Origin of the sequence: Pedobacter cryoconitis (assembly GCF_014200595.1) — a bacterium.
GTDB classification, from domain to species: domain Bacteria; phylum Bacteroidota; class Bacteroidia; order Sphingobacteriales; family Sphingobacteriaceae; genus Pedobacter; species Pedobacter cryoconitis_C.
The window spans coordinates 539273-562435 of record NZ_JACHCG010000003.1 but is presented as its reverse complement, the minus strand read 5'-3'; the positions used below and the strand labels follow the sequence as shown (position 1 = coordinate 562435).

Annotated in this window: 18 protein-coding genes; 12 read left to right on the top strand and 6 right to left on the bottom strand. The window is 38.2% G+C overall.

Annotation, left to right across the window (positions count from 1 at the left end):
* Positions 1 to 823: 823 nt before the first annotated feature.
* Positions 824 to 2938 (top strand): hypothetical protein, encoded by a 2115-nt coding sequence (locus HDE70_RS19370; protein ID WP_183891594.1) that lies wholly within the window; start codon positions 824 to 826, stop codon positions 2936 to 2938.
* 9 nt (positions 2939 to 2947) lie between these two features.
* On the opposite strand, the gene HDE70_RS19365 is transcribed toward HDE70_RS19370, so the two are convergent.
* Positions 2948 to 3361, bottom strand: coding sequence for a winged helix-turn-helix transcriptional regulator (locus tag HDE70_RS19365; RefSeq protein ID WP_183891593.1), 414 nt, complete (start codon positions 3359 to 3361; stop codon positions 2948 to 2950).
* Between the two features lie 89 nt (positions 3362 to 3450).
* Here HDE70_RS19365 and HDE70_RS19360 point away from each other — a divergent pair, with 89 nt between their 5' ends.
* Both HDE70_RS19360 and HDE70_RS19355 read left to right on the top strand, forming a co-directional pair.
* Positions 3451 to 3894 (top strand): nuclear transport factor 2 family protein, encoded by a 444-nt coding sequence (locus HDE70_RS19360; RefSeq protein WP_183891592.1) that lies wholly within the window; start codon positions 3451 to 3453, stop codon positions 3892 to 3894.
* Between the two features lie 8 nt (positions 3895 to 3902).
* Complete coding sequence (locus HDE70_RS19355) at positions 3903 to 4787, top strand: NAD(P)H-binding protein (RefSeq protein WP_183891591.1); 885 nt, start codon at positions 3903 to 3905, stop codon at positions 4785 to 4787.
* Positions 4788 to 4822: 35 nt separating this feature from the next.
* Here HDE70_RS19355 and HDE70_RS19350 read toward each other — a convergent pair whose 3' ends face one another.
* The 5 genes from HDE70_RS19350 to HDE70_RS19330 form a co-directional block, all read right to left on the bottom strand.
* The gene (locus HDE70_RS19350; protein ID WP_183891590.1) at positions 4823 to 7984 is read right to left on the bottom strand and encodes a lantibiotic dehydratase; all 3162 of its coding nucleotides are present in this window, start codon (positions 7982 to 7984) and stop codon (positions 4823 to 4825) included.
* A gap of 28 nt (positions 7985 to 8012) precedes the next feature.
* Positions 8013 to 8372: a LytR/AlgR family response regulator transcription factor gene (locus tag HDE70_RS19345; protein ID WP_183868397.1), complete on the bottom strand. Its 360-nt coding sequence runs from the start codon at positions 8370 to 8372 to the stop codon at positions 8013 to 8015.
* A 100-nt stretch (positions 8373 to 8472) separates the two neighbouring features.
* Entirely contained in the window at positions 8473 to 8622 is a 150-nt protein-coding gene (locus HDE70_RS19340) for a hypothetical protein (protein WP_183891589.1), read from the bottom strand.
* Positions 8623 to 8889: 267 nt separating this feature from the next.
* Positions 8890 to 9603 (bottom strand): LytR/AlgR family response regulator transcription factor, encoded by a 714-nt coding sequence (locus HDE70_RS19335; RefSeq protein ID WP_183868395.1) that lies wholly within the window; start codon positions 9601 to 9603, stop codon positions 8890 to 8892.
* Positions 9604 to 9657: 54 nt separating this feature from the next.
* Complete coding sequence (locus HDE70_RS19330) at positions 9658 to 10788, bottom strand: sensor histidine kinase (protein ID WP_183868394.1); 1131 nt, start codon at positions 10786 to 10788, stop codon at positions 9658 to 9660.
* A gap of 360 nt (positions 10789 to 11148) precedes the next feature.
* Between HDE70_RS19330 and HDE70_RS19325 the strand changes: the two genes are divergently transcribed.
* From HDE70_RS19325 to HDE70_RS19285, 9 genes are all read left to right on the top strand, one after another.
* Positions 11149 to 11310: a hypothetical protein gene (locus tag HDE70_RS19325; RefSeq protein ID WP_183868393.1), complete on the top strand. Its 162-nt coding sequence runs from the start codon at positions 11149 to 11151 to the stop codon at positions 11308 to 11310.
* Positions 11311 to 11362: 52 nt separating this feature from the next.
* On the top strand, positions 11363 to 11884 hold the full coding sequence (locus HDE70_RS19320; RefSeq protein ID WP_183868392.1) for a UpxY family transcription antiterminator: 522 nt from the start codon (positions 11363 to 11365) through the stop codon (positions 11882 to 11884).
* A 141-nt stretch (positions 11885 to 12025) separates the two neighbouring features.
* Complete coding sequence (locus HDE70_RS19315; protein WP_183891588.1) at positions 12026 to 12304, top strand: hypothetical protein; 279 nt, start codon at positions 12026 to 12028, stop codon at positions 12302 to 12304.
* Positions 12301 to 13002: a thioesterase II family protein gene (locus HDE70_RS19310; protein ID WP_183868390.1), complete on the top strand. Its 702-nt coding sequence runs from the start codon at positions 12301 to 12303 to the stop codon at positions 13000 to 13002. The genes HDE70_RS19315 and HDE70_RS19310 overlap by 4 nt, the downstream gene beginning before the upstream one ends.
* Before the next feature lie 36 nt (positions 13003 to 13038).
* Positions 13039 to 19464: a non-ribosomal peptide synthetase gene (locus tag HDE70_RS19305; RefSeq protein WP_183891587.1), complete on the top strand. Its 6426-nt coding sequence runs from the start codon at positions 13039 to 13041 to the stop codon at positions 19462 to 19464.
* A gap of 90 nt (positions 19465 to 19554) precedes the next feature.
* Entirely contained in the window at positions 19555 to 20370 is an 816-nt protein-coding gene (locus HDE70_RS19300; protein WP_183891586.1) for a hypothetical protein, read from the top strand.
* 9 nt (positions 20371 to 20379) lie between these two features.
* A complete protein-coding gene (locus tag HDE70_RS19295) occupies positions 20380 to 21120 on the top strand; it encodes a hypothetical protein (protein ID WP_183891585.1) in 741 nt (246 codons plus the stop codon).
* A gap of 31 nt (positions 21121 to 21151) precedes the next feature.
* Positions 21152 to 22141, top strand: coding sequence for a 2,3-diaminopropionate biosynthesis protein SbnA (sbnA, locus tag HDE70_RS19290; RefSeq protein WP_183868386.1), 990 nt, complete (start codon positions 21152 to 21154; stop codon positions 22139 to 22141).
* A 37-nt stretch (positions 22142 to 22178) separates the two neighbouring features.
* Positions 22179 to 23153: a 2,3-diaminopropionate biosynthesis protein SbnB gene (locus HDE70_RS19285; RefSeq protein WP_183891584.1), complete on the top strand. Its 975-nt coding sequence runs from the start codon at positions 22179 to 22181 to the stop codon at positions 23151 to 23153.
* Positions 23154 to 23163 lie beyond the last annotated feature (10 nt).

Here is a 23163-nt window from a genome sequence, read left to right as displayed (position 1 = left end):
GCTATATCTGCCGGGTACTGCCCGGGTACTGTCCGGGTACTCGTTAGGGTAAGACCAAGGTAAGAGCAAGTTGAGTCCATGGCAAGTCCAAGTCAAAACAACTAGTTGAAATCACTTGGACTTGCCATGCTTAAAGCCTGTTCTCAACCTGGTGTCATCCCGACCACCACTCAGGCAAAACCAAACCATAACTAGTTAAAGATTAATGAAATTATAATTTTCCATTGGACTAACCCAGGGACAACTGCAGACAGCTGCGGACAATTGCGGACATTTCTTACGCATCAGGATAATCTTTAACGCTAATAGCTTACATCGGTGGAAAACATTTATTTATTATGGGAAGTTTAACGGGTAAATTTTCAAAGGGAATCCTGGGCGGTTTCATTTTTAAAGCAGCAGTTTGGAGTACTGGGTGTTTCAAAAGTTCTGTACCGGGCATAATGAAACAATCAATGGAAACCGAAAAAGGCATCAGAGAACTTTCGTAAAAGTAGCAAGTCTGGAAAAATCAGGAAGTAATCAGCTTATTAAAGAATCGTAACCAGCTGATTTGAACTAAGAAAATATCAAACCCAAAACTTGAAATTTAATCCCTGATCCACAAGTTTATGACTTGATCCGATTTCTTGTTATATAAATAAAAGTAAAAATGACTATAACTAGTCATTTTTACTACTGACTATTTTGCCCAGATTGCACTGAATGTATCACACATCTATGTCTGGTCAAATAAAGTATAAGCAAACGGTTAATGTTATTCTTTTACTTAAAACCTGGCATAGGATTGCGTGACTAACGCCTCACAATTAACATGCTCAAAATGAAAGATCTCACCTTTCTGAAAACGGTATCGCTATTTTTTATCCTGCTACCATTCCAGTCATTCTCTCAAAATGCCGAGACACATTTTTTTGGTTCTTTTGTTATAAACAATCAAACCTTTAATTATGAATATAAATTGACGTCTAATCAAATCAGTTCATTAAAAATTGAAAAGATAACATCTGTTGCAGATCCTGATACTGTCAAGATTAAGAATAATTTAATAGTAGTAAATAAGAAAATTGACGAAAATTATGCACAATGGCTTATTCCTAATGATTCATTGAAAAAAATAAAAACAGGATTAGATCAGATTATAAAATCGATTCCTGCTGGAATAAGAAGTATTCAGCTTTCAAATTCCGAAATTGATATGGTTTGCAAAAAGCTTAAATCCAGTATCGATTTGTTAAAACCCGATACCCTGAATAAACAAAAGATAGTGGAAATTGAAAGTCTTATTGCAAATCTTAATCAGGTTAAAAATACAGGCGTTGAAATCATCAGTCCTGATAATGAGGCCAGATTCGCGGCCTTTACTCCTGAGACTATAAAGAGTATCCTGGATGGGAAACTGCGGAACAAATTCTCCATTCAATTAAATGAGGCACAACTCAATGATTTATCGCAACAAATATTCTATGAAATTTCCACAAGAAAAAAATTCGTGGATGACCAGCCTTCAACGGCTTTTCTGAGACTTCGTTCTGATAAGATAAATACTTATTTTGAAAATGTAAAAATCAAAAAATCACCGGGTATAACTATAAAACAATTCCTTGATTCATTAAAAAAGATTGCACCGGCATTGGAAAATAATTTCTATATGCGCGGTTTTTTTGACCAAAGACAATTGATGAGAGATGGGCAGCAGTCTCGCCGGAAAAACAAAAAGGATTCACCCGAGCAAAACATTGCTTTAGCAATGAAATGTAAAGAAATAGATCTTGAATTTGATGCGGGAACTATAAAAAATATTGAAGCTACTTTTGAGATGATGGTTAATAAGCAATTGCAAACTGTGAAGTTTCGTAACAACATGCCCATCAGCATTACCAATAAGTTTACACCTGAGAAATTATGGAATCACAAAATCTATGCTGCTAATCCAGGAATGCTGCCACAAAATTACCTTATAAAGCAGTCCTTGCCTGATGGAGTAGAGCTTGACTCGGCAGGAAATACACACTATGACTTGTTTTTCAGATTGGGAGATTTAATTACTTATGATATTATACTTGCTAATTATAGAGAAGACTATAGTCCTAAGGACATTGTTGTGAAATTATCCGGTCAGCAAAGTGTTATTGAACTGAAAAAACAAGAAAGATCGAAAATTTTGACCGTTAAAACATATACCGATTTTAATGGACTTAATAGTGAGCAGCCTAATGGCCTGGTTCAGCTTGAAGCGAGTATGAGTGTTAACCTGAGAACAGAAAGATCTCAATCAATACTAGGTCTTAAATCAAAGAGAAATTATGAAGGATTTTTTACAAAAGCAGATCTGACAGGACATCTTTCTAAAATAGAAGAAAATAATAAGTATCTGCCACTTTCTGAAAAAGACACTGTTTCGCCATCTATGAATAATGGACAAAAACAGTTTACGTTAAATGCACTGGATCTGTATAAGTATAAAAATACGGGTATTGATTTTAATCTTAATTTGTATAAAGTAAACTTCGCAAGAATAATGTCAAACTTACAGTTCAGCGGAGCTTTTGGTATATGGAGAACGGGAGTTGCTGATTCGCTGTTTGTTAAAAATAACTCTTATATAAAAGGTACCACCAGGAACCAAAGAATGATAACAAGCACCGCTGCAACGCTTAGCGCTGCTTATGAATTTATGCCCGAAGAACGTTACAGCTTTAAGGTATGCGTAAGTAATACATGGCTGAACGTTCGAAATCCAGAAATTATTCTAAACCAGAATCTTAAGAATCAGATCAGAACATTATCTTTTGAAGGCTACTTAAATCTTAATACTGATAATACCTCAAAATTGTTTTTTAGATGGAAATTGAACACTCAGGCTGGTGATTCAAGGATAAATTTTAATCAAGTGCAGCTTGGTTACCTGGTTGATGTTTTCAAGACAAGTAAATAGCTATTCTGCTTAGCTTTTTTGCTTATAGAGTCTGGTAATTTCAGTTTCCCATCTTATAGACCAGTCTAACAGCGCTAAAAGTGGTGCCGCAGTGCTTTTTCCAAATTCTGTCAGGGAATACTCTACATGTGGTGGCATTTCAGCATATACCTTACGTTCTACCATTTCGTAAGACATCAATGTTTTAAGTGTTTGGTTAAGCATTTTTGGAGATATGCCATTAATCTGTTTTAATAACTCACTATTTCTCCTTGCCTGTTGCATAAGCGCCATTAAAATTAATAAAGTCCATTTGTCAGCAATCAAAGTGAGCGACTGATGGAGTATACAACTTTCATCAAGTGCTGATTTCAGCAGGAAGGCCTGTTGTAATTTTAAAAAACTTTCATTTTCTTTTGCAGCTTCTTGCGTATTTGAGTCCATAATATACTTTTAGGTATCTATAGCACTATAAAGTGCCTTATTTCAAATGTATCATTTTAGGGGTAGGTTTGATTAAAATAAAGAATAATATGGAGAAGAATCAAGGAAATATACTATTGAAAAAATTGCTGCTTTCCTTTAGTGAAAGTGCTGAAGATGTTGTGAAATTATTTAATGAAGATGCTGTTATTGAGTTTCCTTATGCGGCTTCAGCGGGTTTTCCTGACCGCAGGAAAATTAACCTGAACACCTATTTCAAGCATATTAATGCTGGATTAAAAAATATGCTGAACCTGAATTTTTCTGATATCAGAGTTTATCCTATGGAGAAGAAGGATGAATATTGGGCTGAAGCTCATGGGGAGGCAGTAATCACTTCTACTGGCCTGTCTTATGCTCAGGATTATGTGATGTACTTTAAAGTTTCAAACAATAAATTCCAGCACTATAAAGAGTATTGGGATCCGGTACCGGGTCTAAAATCATTTGGTGGAACTCACGGGAGCCAGGATATTTTTGAAAGTGATTCATAAGCTTAAAAATGATGAAGATAGCAATAGCAGCAGCAACGGGGAATATTGGCAGCAGAGTAGCAAAACAAATAAGTTCAGGAGGTGGAATACCGATTTTGCTGGGACAGAGCCTGGATCGGTTGAGCCAGCTCGAAATAGGTAACTGTATTTCCAGAGTCACCGATCTTAGTGACCCCGGGCAGGTAATCCATTCCACAAAAGATGTTGAGGCGCTCTTCTGGTTGGTGCCTCCGGTTATAACTGTGCCGAGTTTAAAAGAATGGTACGATAAAGTAACTACAGCCGGAGTAGCAGCAGTCCGGCAGAATAAAATCAAGCGGGTAGTTCTGATTTCCTCACTCGGGGCTGGTGCAGCCGATGATTTGGGAACAGTGAGTTACGCAGGGCATATGGAAGTAGCCTTTGATCAGTTAAATACGAATGTACTGGCTTTACGGCCAGGATATTTTATGGAAAACATTTTGATGCAGGCTGAAAGTATAAAGTCAGGGAACGAATTTTCCTTTACCTATGAGGCTGATCATGATATTCCATGGGTCAGTACTGATGACATTGGAGATACAGCAGCTAAATTTCTTCTTGACAATACCTGGGCTGGCCATTGGAAGTTAAACTTAATGGGGCCTGAGCATATTAACTCAGAGGACGCTGCATTAAAGATGACCCGGGTATTAGGTAAAAAGATCAGCTATCGGCAAAAATCAATATTGGAAGCAAGTAGTGAACTGGAAATATTTGGTGCAAATACTGTTGTCAGTAAAGAGTTGTCAGATTTGTTTAAAGCGCTGGGTGAGCCATATGGAGCTTATTCAACCCCACGTACACATGAAGCATTTACGCCGACCTCATTTGAGCAATTTATCAGCACTAAACTCACGCCTTTGATTTCTTAAACAACAAATATTGAGCAGTCAATCTCCTAAACGAACTAGCTGCTCAATAGCTGTTGTTTCTGCCCATATTTTTCCCTTGCAATCGCAGAAGCATAATACTTAGCTAAATGATGATAAATCACCAACTCATGCTTCCTTTGATTTGCTATAAAAATCCTGTTCAGGAACATGTGTAAGTAGCTGGACATATTCTCCATTAACCTGGCCTGTAATTTATCCTGGTCTTCTGCAATAGTAACTTCCCTCAGGTTATATAATGCTGACTGGATCGCCTGAGAGCGTATCCCGAAAAACCCAACTGCCTCTGCAATCTCTTCCCCGTCATTTTCAGGATTCATAAAACTGTTCAATTCTTTGCTGATGGCCCTGTACTTATCGTTCAATTGCATGTTTAACTCAGTGTCTCCGCTAAACTCCTGGAAGAAACCATTAAATAATCCATCCATCATTGTTTTCTTTTGTTCAGCAGTCAATCCAAAATCATTTATGAACAGGTCAGCCCCTCTGAGTGCAAATAACCAGCGATATCTTTCCCCTTCCACACCCTCTATTAAACTCAGGAAATTGATGACGGCCGTACTATCGTGATTAAAAATAGTTTCACTGAATTCCATTGTACGCTCCCCATAACGTTCAATCTCCCTGTCATAAGTCTCATATTGAATTTTATAAACAATCCGCTGATCAAGCAAAGGTTTCAGGCTTTCCTGAATACTTGTGATCAGCTGAGCAGTGATCGTTGCATTCCTGGTATGCAGGAATCTTAGCCTTAAATGTCCGTCCGGATCATTGTAGCGAATAAAGAACCATTTTTCAATCATTGCGGCCTCTTCCAGATAACTGATCACAGGAAGCAGGAAATCGGTAAGAATGAGGTCCGCAGATTTAGATCCGCAGTAGATTTTAACATAAGTCCATTCCGTACCCAAAGGAAAAGAGCGCTGCAAGGTCTGAACAGGGGCAGTTGTCAGTAAATTTTTATAAGTGAACTGTCTTGATGTGGAGAATGGAAGGATGACCTCATTCAGGTAAGATAAATTTGCAGTATCTGTAATCAGCCGGTGCTCTTTCTCCTGTAAAAACTCGAAAAGTACTGCATCGCGTTTCTTTAAATGCTGTAGCAGCAGCTGTAACGCATAAGGACAATTGAAATCAAGCAATAATTCATTATCCCCTTCGGTAAGCAATACCCTTGAAGGCAATTGATATCTCGTTTTAAGCCGCTGTAAAGCTTCTTCGGCGGGCAAATCCTTAAGCTCCTTGTAAACGGAAGAGTTGATTGCCCATCTGGCTCTTGACAAGATGATATGTTTATAGGTTACTCTTGGTAAAAACTCTTTACTGGTCAGTACATCCCAATCCCAGCTAATCGAGAAAGAATTGTCCTGATGCTGTAAATCGCAAAGAAATTTATAGATGGAAATGCCATTGGTATAATTGTGTGCGGAACTTAATCTTGGAATAATAAGCTGATTAAGTCTTTTAGAGCGAAGTACAACCTTATTATTTTGAACTGAGACCATGAGGTCCGTCACAGGAATCTGAAACTCCGGAGCTACCGAAGACTTCCCCAGAAAAGGAATCTCATAGTCCCTGAGCTGCGGGCGCTGTAATATATTTCCGATCCTGGCTTCTGGTAAGTGGATTACTTCAGCTAAAATAGCACCTTCATGCGCTTTTTGTTCGGCAGCAGCACTCTCCCTTACCTTTCCGTTTAAACCTTCGGCCACTGTGGCAAAACGACCTAAGAGTGGAATCGCAGATGGACCTCCGAATACAGATAAATTGAACTTAAAATTTCCAGCATCAATGTCAGCAGGGCTATTTGCAATAAAACTACCTACACTATATAAAGTGGAAGGCATGTTTCCTATTGCAACATTCAATTGTTGCAGATCATTTTCAGACAATATAATCGTTTGATTTCCTGAATACTGGCTTTCCTGGTATTTGCCGAATACCAGTTCTTTGAAAGCAGACCAGCGGATATTTGTTTCCTTTTTATTTAAGGGCGTCTTTACATCATCAATAAGTGGTGTATAATTTGTGCTATCTCCTTTATATTTCCCGTAGCCTATACCTGCTTCAGTATCTAAAGCCTCCAGCAGTGGGATCTCCCTTCCTTCGTAACGATCGTAAAAGCTTTTCCTGAATGCTTCAAGGTCAGCAGGAGGGGCGCCGTTGTATAAAGCGCTCAATTCACTCAATTCGGTGGATAATACAGCTATAGTTCTTTTATTCAGTATGTTCTTACGCATTTTAATTTCCAGGTCTGTCTGAACAAGATCCTTGCTTTTGGCCAAAGGAAAATCATCCTGTATAATTTGCTCGATAGCCTGGCAAGACTGGATAAGATTTTGTTCCTGATCCAGGATCTCAGCGATTTTTAACAAGCCTGGAAGTTTGCCGCAATGCTGATCTATCTCCCGGGTTTTTTCTGTCAGGACCCCGAAAAATTCCCGGCCTGTTAAAGTAGGTTCCAGTTCAGATAAAATCAACTGAGTTTCAATGACCTCGTCTAAAAATATATAAGCTGACTCTTCGGTAAGCGAAAGGTTGAGCAATGCATTTATGATGTCGGTATACTTGCCTCCATTTGCTGCAACGTCCAGAACACATTCAATATAAGGGGTTGACTGAATAGAAACCAGGTAATAATCTCTCTTTTTATTCTTTAGTGTATACTCATAGTACCGGTAAAAACCATTCGTGAGGTAAAGGCTGTTATTTGGATAAAAGATGAGTTTTGTTTTGATTCCAGGTTCCTGATTTAATGCAGCGGCTATTTCCGCAACATAATTCATATCCAGTCTGTTATGCTTAATCAAACGTTTTTTATCTTGCTCAAGCTGAATAGCAGTTGCCTGATCTGTGATCTCTCCTCTGCAAAAACCTGCAAAAAGACCAAATGGAGTACATCTGGTACTCATTCTAAGCAAGTATTTATAAAGGGTAAGGATTAATTTTTCATCGGTCCCCGGCTTAGGGTGGTTCAGCCACTTTTTTAATTCGGCAAATAATTCCGGGCTGGCCAGGTAAATAGCCTCCTGTATTTCAACTGACTGATAAATCTGAAACAAAGCCTGAACTAAATCATCCTTGTCAGTTATTTCATTCAGCTGATGAATCTGGTCAATATTTAGTGCCGGTAACCTTAATAGATAGAAATCAAACGGAGAAATTACTGCTTGTACCATTGGAGGAATTTAAGCAGAAATTTTGTTTTTATACCTTGTTTAAAATAATTTTATCAATGCATTCAGAGAATTTTTCATAAGATACTGGTTTACTCAAAATGTGGCTGATATTATCTAAATCGTATTCATGTAACTGTTGTACAGAATAAGCCGTAACGAGTACAATCTTTCGGTGTTTGGTAAATAAATCTTCCACTTCATCTTTGGAAGTCCCCCTGAGATTGATGTCCATAAACATTAAATCTATATTGTCTTCCTTGAACTTATAGAAACTCTGTAGGTTGCTAAATTTACCCAAAAGCACAAGATCTCCTCTTTTAGAGATATAGTCTTGAAGGATTTCCTGAGCCAGGGGCTCGTCTTCTATGATGATGCAGGTTAATGTCATGGTTACGTGTTATCAGGGCATTCAAAAGAACAGCCAGTGGTTTCAAAGGAGATGCTGAAGAATAGATTCAATTTTCCAGTGGAAGGAAAGACATTTTTGCTTACAGCATACAAGTAGAAGTCGTCAGTGTATCTCCAGGCGTGCTCGGTATAGTGTTGTATTTTACCACTGCTGTATGAACTGAAGAAATTACACCAATAATTTCTTTTTTAATGCTCAGATTTTCTGTTTGTTGTGCTTTTCTTTTCATGATGCTGATTCAATTAAGTTAAAGGTCCTTTTTTTGTCCTTGTTGATACAAATATGTTCCTTCTGAACGGATTAAAAATATATCTTCGACCAAAGCGTAATTTTTTGGTATCAAAGTTAGTTTGGACTCTTTTTTTAACAGATTAACTGAAATCAGGAAGGGAGGGGGAGCGGTGGCAGCGATTAGAATAAAAATGCCTGATCTGTCTCCTGGTTTATTTAAACAGGGGCAGACCAGGCATTTTAGTGGTTATTTTAGCAAAACCTTTTAGTCAGGGCTTAAGCCGAAATGTTTCATTAAAGCATCTCTGTATAATTTGCCAATCGGAATTTTTTCTTTTAAACTATACAAGTCAATTTCATTGCCGTTAAAAGATTTGATTTCATCCTTTTTGACGATGAATGACTTTTGTATCCGAATGAATTTATCACTTGACAATTGATCTTCAATTCTTTTCATTGTCAGGTGTGTTATAATAGCTCTTTCTTTAAGCACAAGCTTCACATAGTCTTTCATTCCCTCTACATAGCAGATTTCCTCAAACATAACCCGATGCAATTTATGACCGTCTTTGACAAAAAGATGCATGGGTTTAGGTTCATCAACAACAACCTTTGCTTTTTGGAAGATTGCCTTGGAAGCCTTATTTACTGCTTTTAAGAACCGCTCAAAAGAAAAGGGTTTAACAATATAATCAAGCGCATCTAAATCAAAACCATCTACGGCATAATTTGGATAGGCCGAGATGAAAATTACGTAGGGCGGATTCTGTAATGATTTTATAAAGTCAATACCATTTACTTCAGGCATATGAATATCTGAGAACAGAAGATCGATATCTCCATTGTTCATATACTCTAAAGATTCAAATACATGTTTGCAGCTGGCTACCAATTCGAGAGATGGAATCTTCGCTATATATTCTTCTATAGTCTCCCTTGCCAGAGGTTCGTCATCGATGATCAGACATTTAATTCCCATTGTGCTATTCAAATATTAGTGGAATAAATATATGAGTTTTGTTTGAAATTGGCATCAATTTAAAGTTAGCTGAAGTTTAACTTTATAAGCCCCGTTTTCCTGCTTAATTGATAAGTTATATTTATCGGCATAATGGATGGTAAGTCTCTTTTTAACATTCACCATTCCTACTCCTCCAAAATTACTTTTACTGCCAATATGAGGGCTGACGCTATTGTTTACCTCAAAATGCAAATCATTCCCTAACAGTTTGACGGATATTTCAATCCACGAATTTTCTACTGTAGCATCGGCCCCATGCTTAAAAGCATTTTCGATAAAAGGGAACAGGATCAGCGGGACAATTTTTATTTTACCGAAATCTTCGGCCATATCTGTTGTAATACTGACTTCTTCTCCGTAACGTATACGTTCTAGTTCAAGATAATCTTTAATGAATTGTGCTTCGCGGTCCAGAGGTATTTTATCGACATTGGATTCATAAAGTGTATACCGCATCAGGTCAGAAAGGTGCAAAACCATATCTGCGGTATTTGGATCCTGTTTATTGACCATTCTGTAAATATTGTTCAATGTATTAAACAGAAAGTGAGGATTGATCTGTGCTTTCAGGAAATTAATTTCCAGATTGAGGTTGTCACGTTCCAGGACAATTCTTTTATTGCTCTGGTCAACTATTGATTTCATTAATTTTAAAGCTACCGGAGGTGCAATTGTATACAGAAAATCCAGAATGTAGAACTTGACACCCCACCAACTTAATACTCCCGCAAAACCATGGTCTAATATTCTTTGTGCATAGGTTTGCAGCCGCTCAGATGGAACATAAAAGTTATTGATGATATAGGTCGCCAGGTAAGTCAGGCTCCCGTAAATGATATAAGCAACCGCCGCAAAAAGCAGGGTACTGATAATTTTTCCTTTAAATAATAATTTAGGCAGCACATAATAAGAGAGACTATAAAAAATGATCATCACAGATGTTAAATCCTTTGTAGCAAGCAGCCAGCTCAGGTTTTTATCAAACCTGTTATAGGTTCCCAGATACAGCATGGATAAACAGAGCCACATGACTATGTGTATTGCAATTCGTGCTTTGGAAGAATAAGTTTTCGACCAGTTTATATTAGATACCCAGGTATTATATCTATTTAATCTTGGTGTGAGGTAAGACGGTTTTATCATTCAACAGGTTAATCAAATTTACTTAAGGCTAAAGTAATGCTTTTATTCGTGTTGAAGGAAATCCTTTTAAGAGAACTGTTGTGTTTGTAGTAACTGTTTAGTAATTAGTAACTTGTGTGTTTGTGTGTAAGCTGTATTAAGGAACAGTAATTTTTTGTGTAAGTAGGTAAGGGGTCAATTACCAGGACTGTTTTTTGAAAATTTCAGGATCTTAACTGATGAAAAAAGCAATCAAAAAATGCTTTTGTACTATAAACTCTCACTTTGGTCGAAGAAATATTTTTTAGATGTATTAATCGGACATATTTGTTTCAACAAAAAAGATAAACAAACTTATTCACTCATTTATAACTAGACATTATGAAAAAGAAAGGCAACAAAATCGCAACAGTTAGCATCCAAAAACAAATCATCAGTAAATTCTCTGCTCAGGTTTCTACCGGTCAGAACAATGGATATGTTACAGCAACAACGACTGGTCCTTCTCCGGATACTTTGACTTCTTCAGGGATCATGTTCTAATCATCAGCGTCAAACAATAAATAGCCGACCTATAAGATAAACTTTACAAACTATGATTAACCACCAAATTACTTCCCCAAATAAATGGTATGTGGTCTACACTTACCCGCAATTGGAAAAAAATATTGAGAGGGCTTTGTCAAGAGCAAATATTACCTGCTTTTTACCAGTGCAAAAAGTAACTAAACAATGGAGTGACCGTAAAAAAACTGTTGAAGTTGCCCTGTTTCCGAACTATATTTTTGTGAAAACAACCCCACAGGAAAGATTTGATATCCTTAATTTCTATGGCGTATCACATTATGTTTGCTGTAGTAAACAACCCGTTGTTGTTTCGGATTCTGATATCGATATCATCAGGAAATTAAACGTTGAACCTGACCTGACTGTGGAACGCAGTATTCAAATGGGAGAAACAGTAGATATCATTGATGGCCCTTTTGAAGGATTTAAAGGCGTAGTTTTCGAAAGAAAAGGCCGCAAAAGATTTGGAATAAAGATCGATACCCTCAATCAATTTGTTTCATTTGAAGTTGACCAGTCTTCCATCAGACCAGTAGAATTAGTAAACTAGTCCTCTCCGTCAAGAGTTCCCTTCCCCTGTAATTACCCTGTAAATTTTAAAAATCAAAGGTGCACATTCCAAATGTGATTGCCCTCAGCGAAGCTGTGGACCCAGCATACTATTGACTATTAATTATTAAAAAAAGACAACATGAAACAAATTGGAAATGTACCTGAAATCAACGAAGTGAAAAGTCACCTGGAAGTTTTAAAAACAAAACAACTGATTACAGCGTGGCATGTGCCTTATGAAGAAGTTTTAACCCGTTTAACTGCCGCAGTATTCTTTTTGACACCAACAGATGAGTCGAAACTGGATGAAATATGGCAGGAACTTGGAATTCACCAGCGCATACAATATCAAATAAACGCAGATAAAAGCCTTTCTCCATTGGAATGGCGCGTAGAATTTAACACCAGTGCAGAATGAAGAAGATGAAACTTTTCTGTATCCCTTATGCGGGCGGATCTGCCATAATTTATAATAAATGGAGTCAGCAGCTGCACTCATCCATTGAACTGGTTCCGATTGAACTGGCCGGCCGGGGAAGAAGGATGCATGAGGAATATTATCAGAACATCCCTGAGGCTGTTGAAGATATTTTCAACTTTATCAGCAAAGATATCACCCAAACTCCTTACGCTATATTCGGACATAGCATGGGCGCTATGTTAGCTTATCACCTGACCCAAAGAATCAGGGAAGCGAAGGTTTCGCAGCCGGTTCACGTATTCCTTTCAGGCCGCGGTGCACCGGGAATCAAAAGAGATGATAAAAAGAAATATCATCTGATGAATGAACAGGAATTCCTGGAAGCAGTAGTTAAACTGGGTGGTACCCCACCTGAGTTTTTTGAACATCCTGAATTAATGCAACTGTTCCTGCCTTTATTGAGAAATGATTTCAGGTTATCCGAATCGGAAGATATCAATGCAGTAATCAGACCACTCGATCATCAGCTCAGCATTCTTTTAGGAAAAGATGAAGATTTAACTGCTGAACAGTGTGACAGCTGGAAAAGACACACACATAAACTTTGTACTACCTACTATTTCAACGGCGGACATTTCTTTCTGCATGATGAAACAACACAGATTACCAAAATAATCAACAACACTTTAGCCTAACACGCTTCTCCATCCTAATCTTAATCATATTTCACTATGCTGACTAATCTTATTGCCGTATTTGAACAAAGAAAGAATACTGAAAATAAAGGAATAACCTTTATAGATGGTGGAAATACTGAGGTATTTCTTTCTTACGGACAACTCTATAATTCTTCGCTTAAAGCATTACATAATTTACAGGAAATGGGGCTGAAGCCTGGAAACGAACTTGTTTTTCAGATCGACAGTAACAGGACTTTTATTATTGTTTTCTGGGCTTGTATTTTAGGCGGTATCATTCCTGTGCCCTTGTCAGTTGGGCAGAATGAAGAACATAAGAAAAAATTATTCAATATATGGCCAGTGCTGAATAACCCTTACCTGGTTATCCATGCCGATAATCTGAAGCGTTTAACTGAACTGGCAGAAAAAGACTATGAAAATTTATTTGCTGATATCGCCGGAAGAATTATTAATGAAACGGCAGTCTTAGCAGAAGGCCCTGATGGAAAAATACACGACGTAAAGGAAAATGATATTGCCTTTATTCAGTTTTCTTCAGGTTCTACCGGTAATCCAAAGGGAGTAATGGTGACCCACAAAAATCTGGTTACCAATATCAACGCGATCAGTAAAGCTGGCAGTTATACAACTAATGATGCGATGATCAGCTGGATGCCGCTCACCCATGATATGGGGTTGATTGGTTTCCACCTGAATCCGTTGTTTGCCGGAATGAATCAATACCTGATTCCTACCAATCTTTTTATCCGTCGTCCGGGCTTGTGGCTGGATAAGGCCAGTCAATATCAAACTACAGTACTCTGCTCTCCAAATTTTGGGTATAGTTATATTTTGAAAAACTGTATTACTGAAGCGCCTCAAAATTGGGACCTTTCTAAAGTCAGGTTAATCTTTAACGGTGCAGAACCTGTATCCGTAAAATTATGCCATGAGTTTTTAGCTAATATGTTGCCTTATGGTTTAAAAACGGCGGCAATGTGCCCAGTTTATGGTTTAGCAGAAGCGACATTGGCAGTGACTATCCCGCATATGGATGACGAAGTGAATTGGGTCGATCTGGACAGAAATAAACTAAACCCTGGAAATCATATCTCTTATGTGAATCCTGAAGATGCAGCCTCTTTTGTCAATGTAGGCAAGCCGGTTAGTGATTGCTCGGTTAGAATTGCTGACGAGGATAACAATCAGGTTGCAGATCTGACCATTGGTCATATCCAGATTAAAGGGGATAATGTGACGCAGGGCTATTACAATAACCCGATCGAAACTTCAAAAATATTAGTAGCAGATGGCTGGTTAAAAACAGGCGATCTGGGATTCTTTAAAGATGGCTCATTATACATTACGGGCAGAGCAAAAGATATTATTTTTATCAATGGCCAGAATTTCTACCCACATGATATTGAAGCTGTGGCAGAAGAAATACCAGGTGTTGGCCTGAATAAAATGGTCGTAACCGGATACTTTAATCCGGATACGCAAAGAGATGAAACGGTTGCTTTCATCTTCCATAGAGGCTCGCTGGAATGTTTTATGCCTGTTTATAAAAAAGCAGCAGCACTGATTAACAGCAGAGCAGGGTTCATGGCAGATCATATTATTCCAGTTAAAAATATTCCACGAACAACCAGTGGGAAATTACAACGGTTTGTGCTGCGTGATCAATTTAACAAAGGGGTATTTGATGAGGTTAAGGTTAAAATCCAGGAGTTGTCGGAAGAAGTTACAATGGATACCGGATTAACTGAAATCCATACTGGAATTGCAGCCCGTGTAGCAAAGATCTGGAGCGATGTTTTAAAAACTGATATGACCAGTTCCACTGCTGACTTCTTTAAAATGGGTGGAAACTCATTGAAAGCAGCACAATTAAGTATGAAATGTCTGAAGGAGTTCAAAGTAGAACTCCCGATTCAAAAAATATATGAAAAGCCAACTATACAAATGATGGCTTTAGAAATTACACAATTAGAAGAGCAAAGCTATGAGCCAATAGCAATTACTGCTGCTGCGGGAATTTATCCGGCCTCTTCTGTTCAAAAAAGACTTTACTATCTGTGGGAGCTTGACAGAACATCAGTAGCTTACAACATTCCGCTGGCTTTAAAATTAAGCGGAAAAATAGATGCAGCTCAATTACAGGCCTGCACTACTGAACTGATCAAAAGACACGATGCTTTAAGAATGAATTTTGAATTGCAGGAAGATCCTGGATTCACAGTTCATGAGCAACTTGAATTTGAAATCGGGACTTTGGAAATAACCGGGTCGGCTGAAATTGATCTTACATTGAAAGCGCTTGTTAGACCCTTTAATTTAAATACCGGGGCATTATTCAATATCACTTTAGTGACTGCGGGTTTAGAACAATATCTGTTTTTTGATTTTCATCACATCATCTCTGATGGAATTTCAATCTATAATTTTATCACGGAGTTATTTAGTCTTTATGGTGGGAATGATGTGGTTAAACCATCCATTCAATATAAAGATTATGCAGCCTGGGAAAAAGGGCTGTTAAAAGACACTAATCATTTAGCAGATCAATACTGGCGTGAACAGTTGAAAGGTGAAATTCCTGTATTGGAATTACCTTTAGATACACAGCGCCCGGCAGTTTTCAACAAAAAAGGCAGCAAAATTGAATTTGAGTTAAGTGAGGAAACCACGCTGAAACTTAAAGAATTTGCTGCGCAGCATCAATGTACTTTACATGTCTTGTTATTTGCGGTTTATAATGTGCTGCTTGCTAAATATACTGGTCAGGAAAATCTGATGACCGGTATCCCGGTTTCAGGACGTCATCATCCTGATTTACAACAAATGCAAGGTGTTTTTGTCAACAGTCTTGCACTTCGTACACAAATCAAAGGGACAGAAACATTCAGTTCGTTTTTACAGGAAGTGAATCAGCAGATGAAGAATGCTTTAAAGCATCAGGATTATGTTTTTGATGATTTAATCCAGCTGATCAGTGGTAAACAACATGATGCCAGCAGAAATAAACTGTTTGATACGATGTTTATTTATCAGAATATGGGCTTACCCGCTGTTCAAAATCAGGACTTTACCTATGAAAGATATTTCTTTGATCCGGGTTTCTCCAAATATGATTTATCTATGGAGGTTTTCGAGTATGGTCAGGCGATTGTTTATGGGGTAGAATATGCCACCAGCCTTTTTAAAAAGGAAACCATTCTTCAGTTTGCTGACAGTTTTCAAAATCTGGTCAAACAGATCATTACCACTGCTGATACCGAAATTGCAGCATTGTCTGTCTTAAAAACAAATGAACTTGAATTTTATGCGGAGCGTTTTAGTGAATTGAAAGCTGATTACCCTGCGACTCAGAAAATCCACCAATTGTTCGAAGATCAGGCGGTTAAAACCCCGGAAGCTATCGCAATTGAATTTGATGGAATCACCATGACCTATCAGCAATTAAATGATAGTGCAAACAGACTGGCCAATTATCTGCATAAAAAAGACGCCAGACCAGGGAGTATCATTGCTGTTTTGCAACAACGTTCCCCTGAAATGATCATCAGTATCCTCGCTATCCTTAAAACAGGCGCAGCTTATTTACCAGTAGCTATAGATTTGCCAGAAAGCAGAATCAGTTACTTATTAACCAATAGCCAATGCAAGTTCGGTCTCACAGATTGTAGTGGCACACAAAAAAGATTCAGTGAGCTGATTGATATTGAAATGGTATTAGTGAATGAGCTTGATTTATCAATTTTCTCTAATCAACAGCCTATCCATAGTAAGAAATCAAATGACCTGGCTTATGTAATTTATACTTCTGGCACTACGGGCAATCCTAAAGGTGTAATGGTTGAGCATAAATCACTGGTTAATTATATTTTTTGGGCGGCGAAAAGTTATGTGGGTGCTGAAAAATCAACTTTTCCTTTATTTACCTCTGTCTCTTTTGATTTAACGGTGACTTCGATTTTTACGCCATTAATTACCGGTAATAAAATCCTTATTTATAAAGATGACCTGTGTCTGGAAGAAATAATCGGTTCAAATCAGTCGGATATTATTAAACTAACCCCTTCACATCTTAAACTGATTTTAGAAAGTAACCTGCTGAATTCAAAAAGCAGTATCAGAAGATTTATTGTTGGGGGTGAAGATCTGGACGTGAAGCTCGTTAAAGACCTGTTTACTCAAATGGGGCATGATATTGAAATCTTTAATGAATACGGACCTACCGAGGCTACAGTAGGGTGTATGATTTATAAGGCTGATCCTGACACGGATCTAAGCTATGTGCCGATTGGTATTCCGGCAAATAATACCAGGATCTATATTCTGGATCAATACCTGAAACCTGTAGCAACAGGGGTACATGGTGAAATCTATATTGCGGGAGATGGCTTGGCCAGAGGGTATTTATTTAACGAAGAACTAACCGTTGAAAAATTTATCACTGATCCTTTTGTTAAAGGACAAAAAATGTATAAAACAGGAGATATAGCCAAACAGCTTCCTGATGGCAATATTGTTTATATAGGACGTCATGATTTGCAGGTTAAGCTCAATGGTTACAGAATTGAACTTCAGGAAATTGAGAAACATTTAACAGCTTATCGCGCAGTGTCTTTTGCTGTAGTCACACTGATTACAACTGCTCAAAATCAGAAAGTTTTGTGTGCTTATTATATCAGCAGGGATTTATCAGAGCCGGTTTCTGACGATGATTTAAGGAATCACCTGGCAGGAAAATTACCTCACTATATGATTCCTGTCTATTTTGTACAGCTCGATGAAATTCCTTTAACTCAAAATGGCAAAGTCAATTTTGCTGCTTTGCCTGAACCGGGACATAGTAAACAAACCATACCAACAGAAAGAGCACAGAGTGAGATCGAAGAAATTTCCCTGGTGATCTGGGAAGAAGTATTAGGCGCTGAAGGACTAACTGTTTATGATAACTTTTTTGAGCTTGGCGGCGATTCTATTAAAGCTGTACAAATCGTATCCAGATTATACAACCAGGGGATTTCATTAAATGTTAAAGATATCCTTACTTATCATACTATAGCGAGTATCAGCGCAAAGGCTGTAATGGTGCTGGCTGATCAATATGAACAGGAACCTGTTCAGGGTAAAAAGACCTTGTCTCCAATAGAATCCTGGTTTTTTACGCAGGACTTCGAAAATCCGGCTTATTTCAATCAATCTATTTTACTGAAATTAAACCGGGAGCTTGACCTCTCTTTACTGGAAAAGGCATTCGTAAAGCTGGTAGAACAACATGATGGCTTAAGGATGAATTATGACGCTGATCAAAAAGAGTTATTCTTTAATAGCAGTCATTTAGCGGAAAACTTCATTGTAGAGCGCCTGGAAACAACAGCTGCTACTTTTGTATCTGCTTGTGAAATGATTAAAGGCAGTTTTGATATTCAAAAAGACCTGCTGTTTAAAGCCGCATTGTTTACAGATGCTGCGGGTGATGAAAAGTTGTTTTTAACAGCACATCATTTATTAGTAGACGGATTGAGCTGGAGGATTTTATTAGAAGATTTATATAATTTCTATCATGCCCTGTTGAATGGAGAAACGATAACAATTGCTAAAACAGCTTCCTTGAAAGATTGGCAAACAGCCCTGGCTGAATACGCTTCATCCGATGAAATCAAGGAAGAAGAAGCACATTGGTCTGCTTTGGCAGAAAGAAAATTTGAGATCCCTGTGGAATCAGAAACAATGGACTGGAGTGCTGAAAATGCCTTAAAAATACGCCGTGTACTGGACGACAAAAATACTGCGTTTCTGTTGAAAGAAGCACACCATATTTATCAGACAGATGTCCCTGTATTGTTAAATACAGCGCTCGCACTTACCTTAAAAGAGTGGACTTTACAACATACTTTCATTATAGAACAAGAAAATCATGGCAGGCACCTGGATGGTTTGAACCTCTCCAGGACTTTAGGTTGGTTTACAGCCATGTATCCAGTTAAAATTGAGCTGATTTCAGGCTCATTAAATGAGCAGATCAAATCAGTGAAAGAACAGCTGGCCAGCACCCCTGGTAAAGGATTGGGATATGGTGTTCGAAAATATAGCAGTGCCCCTGATTTAACCCCGGCTCAGCAAACTGAAATCAGGTTTAATTACCTCGGACAGTTTGATAAAGAACTGAACAATGATCTTTTTAGCTACAGCAGTCAATCAACCGGAAGGGATACTGATCCAGTAAATAAAATGACCGCGAAACTAGAACTGAATTGCATGGTTGTGGCTGGCGGGCTGAGTGCAGAGCTGACCTATAATCAAAAAGCACATCAGGAATCTACTATGAACTGGTTCATGGAGCTGTTTTTCTCTAAGCTCGAGAGTATTCTTTACCACATTAAAAATGAGGATGAACAGCATTTTACACCATCAGATTTTGATGCAGTAACGCTGGACCAGGAAGAACTGGACTCCTTATTTTAACATTTGCATCCTCCTCCCTGATCAACATAAGTAACAGTTTAATTCAATCCCGCATGCGGCACCAGTTGTCGCATTTTAAAAAAAATTAAAATGAAAACAACCATGTTCAGCCCAAGTTGCTTTGATCAAAGCGCAATTCAACTCATTAATTTATTTCTTCAGAAACAAGCATTATCTGTAGAAAAGTACCGTCAATGCTATCACAGTGATTACATAGATGGCTTCAATTACTTATATCCGGAACAGGATACATTTTCCTATGAATCGCTGACTGAAAAATTAGCAGCAGTGGGATGGAAGCCAGTATATGTAGAAGGTTATTTATCTGGTGCTGCTTATTTCGGGCATTTAAAAGCACGGGAAATACCTGTTAACATCAATGTCAGACCGGCTGATGAACTGGATTTCGCCAGTTTCCCGGATTTGATCCATGACCTTGTTGGACATTGTCCAATGTTGGTTAATCCTGCATATTCGGTTTTTCTGGATGAGCTAAGCGGCTTTATCTGTTCAATCGAACTAGAGCCAAGAGATCATGAATATCTGGCGCTGCACCGTTCTGTTTCCGAAGAAAGAAATGAAATTTTAGCGGAGATTGAAGCTGCTGAGGCAGCAATGAAGGCATCTCCTACACCATATTACTATTACAACAGTATGGCGCTATGGATTATCGAATTCGGAATCATCAAAAATCAAGACGTTACAAACGCTTATGGTGCAGCATTGGTAGCCTCACCATTCGAAATTGAACAGATTGCTAAGGGCACCATGGTTATTAAACCACTAACCGGCGCATCTCCAGAAGCAGCATTCAACTTTTCTGATCTGCAAAACTGCCTGTATTCCACAGAAAGTTTTGAGGAAGCGAAAGAAATGGTTACCGGTATCAATTCTCTGATCGACTAAACTAAACTTATGCAAAGAATAATTAAAAACCCTATGCTGCTTCAGGACGAAGAGCTATTGGAATTTATCGAAGTTTTTACCAGGAACAATTATGAAATAATAACGCTGCAACCCACAGCGGAGAATGTTCCTGAATCCTTAATTGACAGCTATAAAGATGTCGAAACACACCGCAAGATCCTGGCAGACCCAGCAGCAACATTTTCCTTTTTCTCTATTCGTTACCAGAATGCTATGGGAGAAGAGATGCTGATCCCTGCCGGAATGTTCGGCATCAGCGAAAGCAGAAAAGTAAGGTTCCCTTTACTGATCAACGGCTTCTGGCAAATGATTTTAATGGGCAATAAGGATTCTTTCAGTCATATCTGCGATCAGGATACTGATCTGTATTATCCAAAATTCATTGAATTGAAAAGTCAGTTCATGAAAAATATTTTCAGCTATTACCAGCAAATTGACCAGGAAAATTATTCTGTAATGGCCTGGCCAAGCCGCGGAGAGAAAAGTGTGACCCGCAGGATTTCAGAATTGCTGGGCTACCACAGAGCAGAAGAAGGCAAAATGGAGCTTTATACTTCAGCAGTAGCTGAAGAAGCGAAGCTAAATTATCTGAGCGATTGTGTTTTACGCTGGGGAATTTTGATTGACGATCGTCAGCAAACGCTATGTAATGTCAATTATCCTTTCGAACAGCTTCAGTCACTGATCAGAGGGATGGTCGGTTATCCTGAACTGGTAAAAGTCATGTAATTAACTCACGGCACATCTTAATTAATTTTTTATGATTATACCAAATATTCTTGAACAGGTTGGCCAAACGCCCCTGATCTCGGTTAAACTGGATGAATTCAGCAATATCAATCTATATGCAAAGCTGGAAACCTATAATCCCACCGGAAGTGTTAAAGACAGAGCAGCTTCTTATATCCTGAAAGATCTGTTGCGCAAGGGCATCATAGATCAGGATACTACAATTATCGAATCTACTTCTGGTAATTTCGGCGTCTCTTTATCTGCTTACTGCAAATATCTGAACTTAAAATTTATCGCTGTTGTTGATCCGCATATTTCAAAGATTAATGAAATGCTGATCAGGGCCAACAATGCTGAAATTATCAAAGTAACCGAGCCAGATAATTATGGTGGATACCTGATCAGCCGTATTGAAAAAATTAAAGAATTACAAAACACTTTAAAGAAATCATACTGGATCAATCAATATCAGAATCCACTGAATGCGAAAGCTTATTATCATTCGCTGGGTAAAGAAATCTGTTATCAAATTGAGCAGATAGATTATGTTTTTCTTGGGATAAGCTCTGGTGGAACGATTACCGGTGTTTCTCAGAAACTCAAAGAGAACTTTCCAAATGTTAAGATCATTGCCGTAGATATGGAAGGATCAAGGATTTTTACAGGCCGTTCTAAAAAAAGATACATCCCTGGTATTGGTTCAAGCATTGTACCGGAAATTTTAAAGGAAGCCTATATTGATGATTTTGTACTGGTCAATGAGGAAGCCACTATTAACGCTTGTCATGAACTGCTTGAAAAACATAATGTTTTTGTAGGCGGCTCCTCTGGTTCCTGCCTGGCTGCGATAAAAAAATACTTTTTGCACCGGGAAATCAATAGAGAAATTAATGTAGTCTGTGTCTTCCCTGATCGGGGTGAAAGATACTTTGATACTATCTATAACAAAGAATGGTCGGAAGCGATCATCAAACTGCAACAACAAGAAACCTTGCTGGAAGCTGTACCCGCTATATAATAGCCCTATTTCCATTCTATTAATTAAAACAAAAAAAATGCTGATTCTTAACGAGGACAATATCCTGGATATTGGAATAAACTGGAATGAAACTGTAAACGTCATTGAGCATACTGTAAAAAGTATTAGTGAAGGAGATTTTGCCCAACCGTTAAAACCTTATTTACGGTATGGTAATCCGAAAAACAGGATCATTGCTATGCCTGCCTTTGTTGGTGGTAAAACCAATATGGCAGGGATCAAATGGATTGCAAGTTTCCCTGAAAACATCAAGAAGAATATTCCAAGAGCGCATAGTGTGGTCATCCTCAATGATGCCGATACCGGTGAGCCCAAAGGAATTATCACTACGGCTTTGCTGAGTGTGATCCGTACCGCTTCTGTAAGTGGTTTGATTGTTAAATATTTTGATCAGGCAAGGGACCTGGCTCATATCAAAATCGGAATCTCCGGATTCGGCCCCATTGGTCAGTATCATTTGAAAATGTGTTCAGAACTATTAGCTGGAAAAATTGGTAAAATATGTCTTTATGATGTTCGCCCAATTGATCCTGCTACAATTCAGTGCGTGCAGGCAGAGGTAGTTGACAGCTGGGAAGAAGCTTACCAGGATGCAGATATTTTCATTACCTGCACAGTTTCTGATGCCGCTTATATCGATCAGCAGCCCAAACCAGGATCATTGCATATCAATGTTTCTTTGAGAGACTATAAGCCTGTTGTTTATCAATGGTTTAAAGATTCTATAGTAGTCGATGACTGGATTGAAGTGTGCAGAGAAAAAACTGATATAGAAATGATGCACCTGCAAATGGGGCTTCAGCAAGAGGATACTAAATCTATCATCGATCTGGTGGTGAACCGCTCTATGGAAACTTATCCCGCAGCACTGCCGGTGATGTTTAATCCGATGGGGATGGCTGCTTTTGACATTGCTTTAGGCAGCTATTATTACCACGCCGAAAGTAAAAGGCTGGAACATGCCGCTGAAACTGCCCAAACTGTATTTTAAGAATAAATCA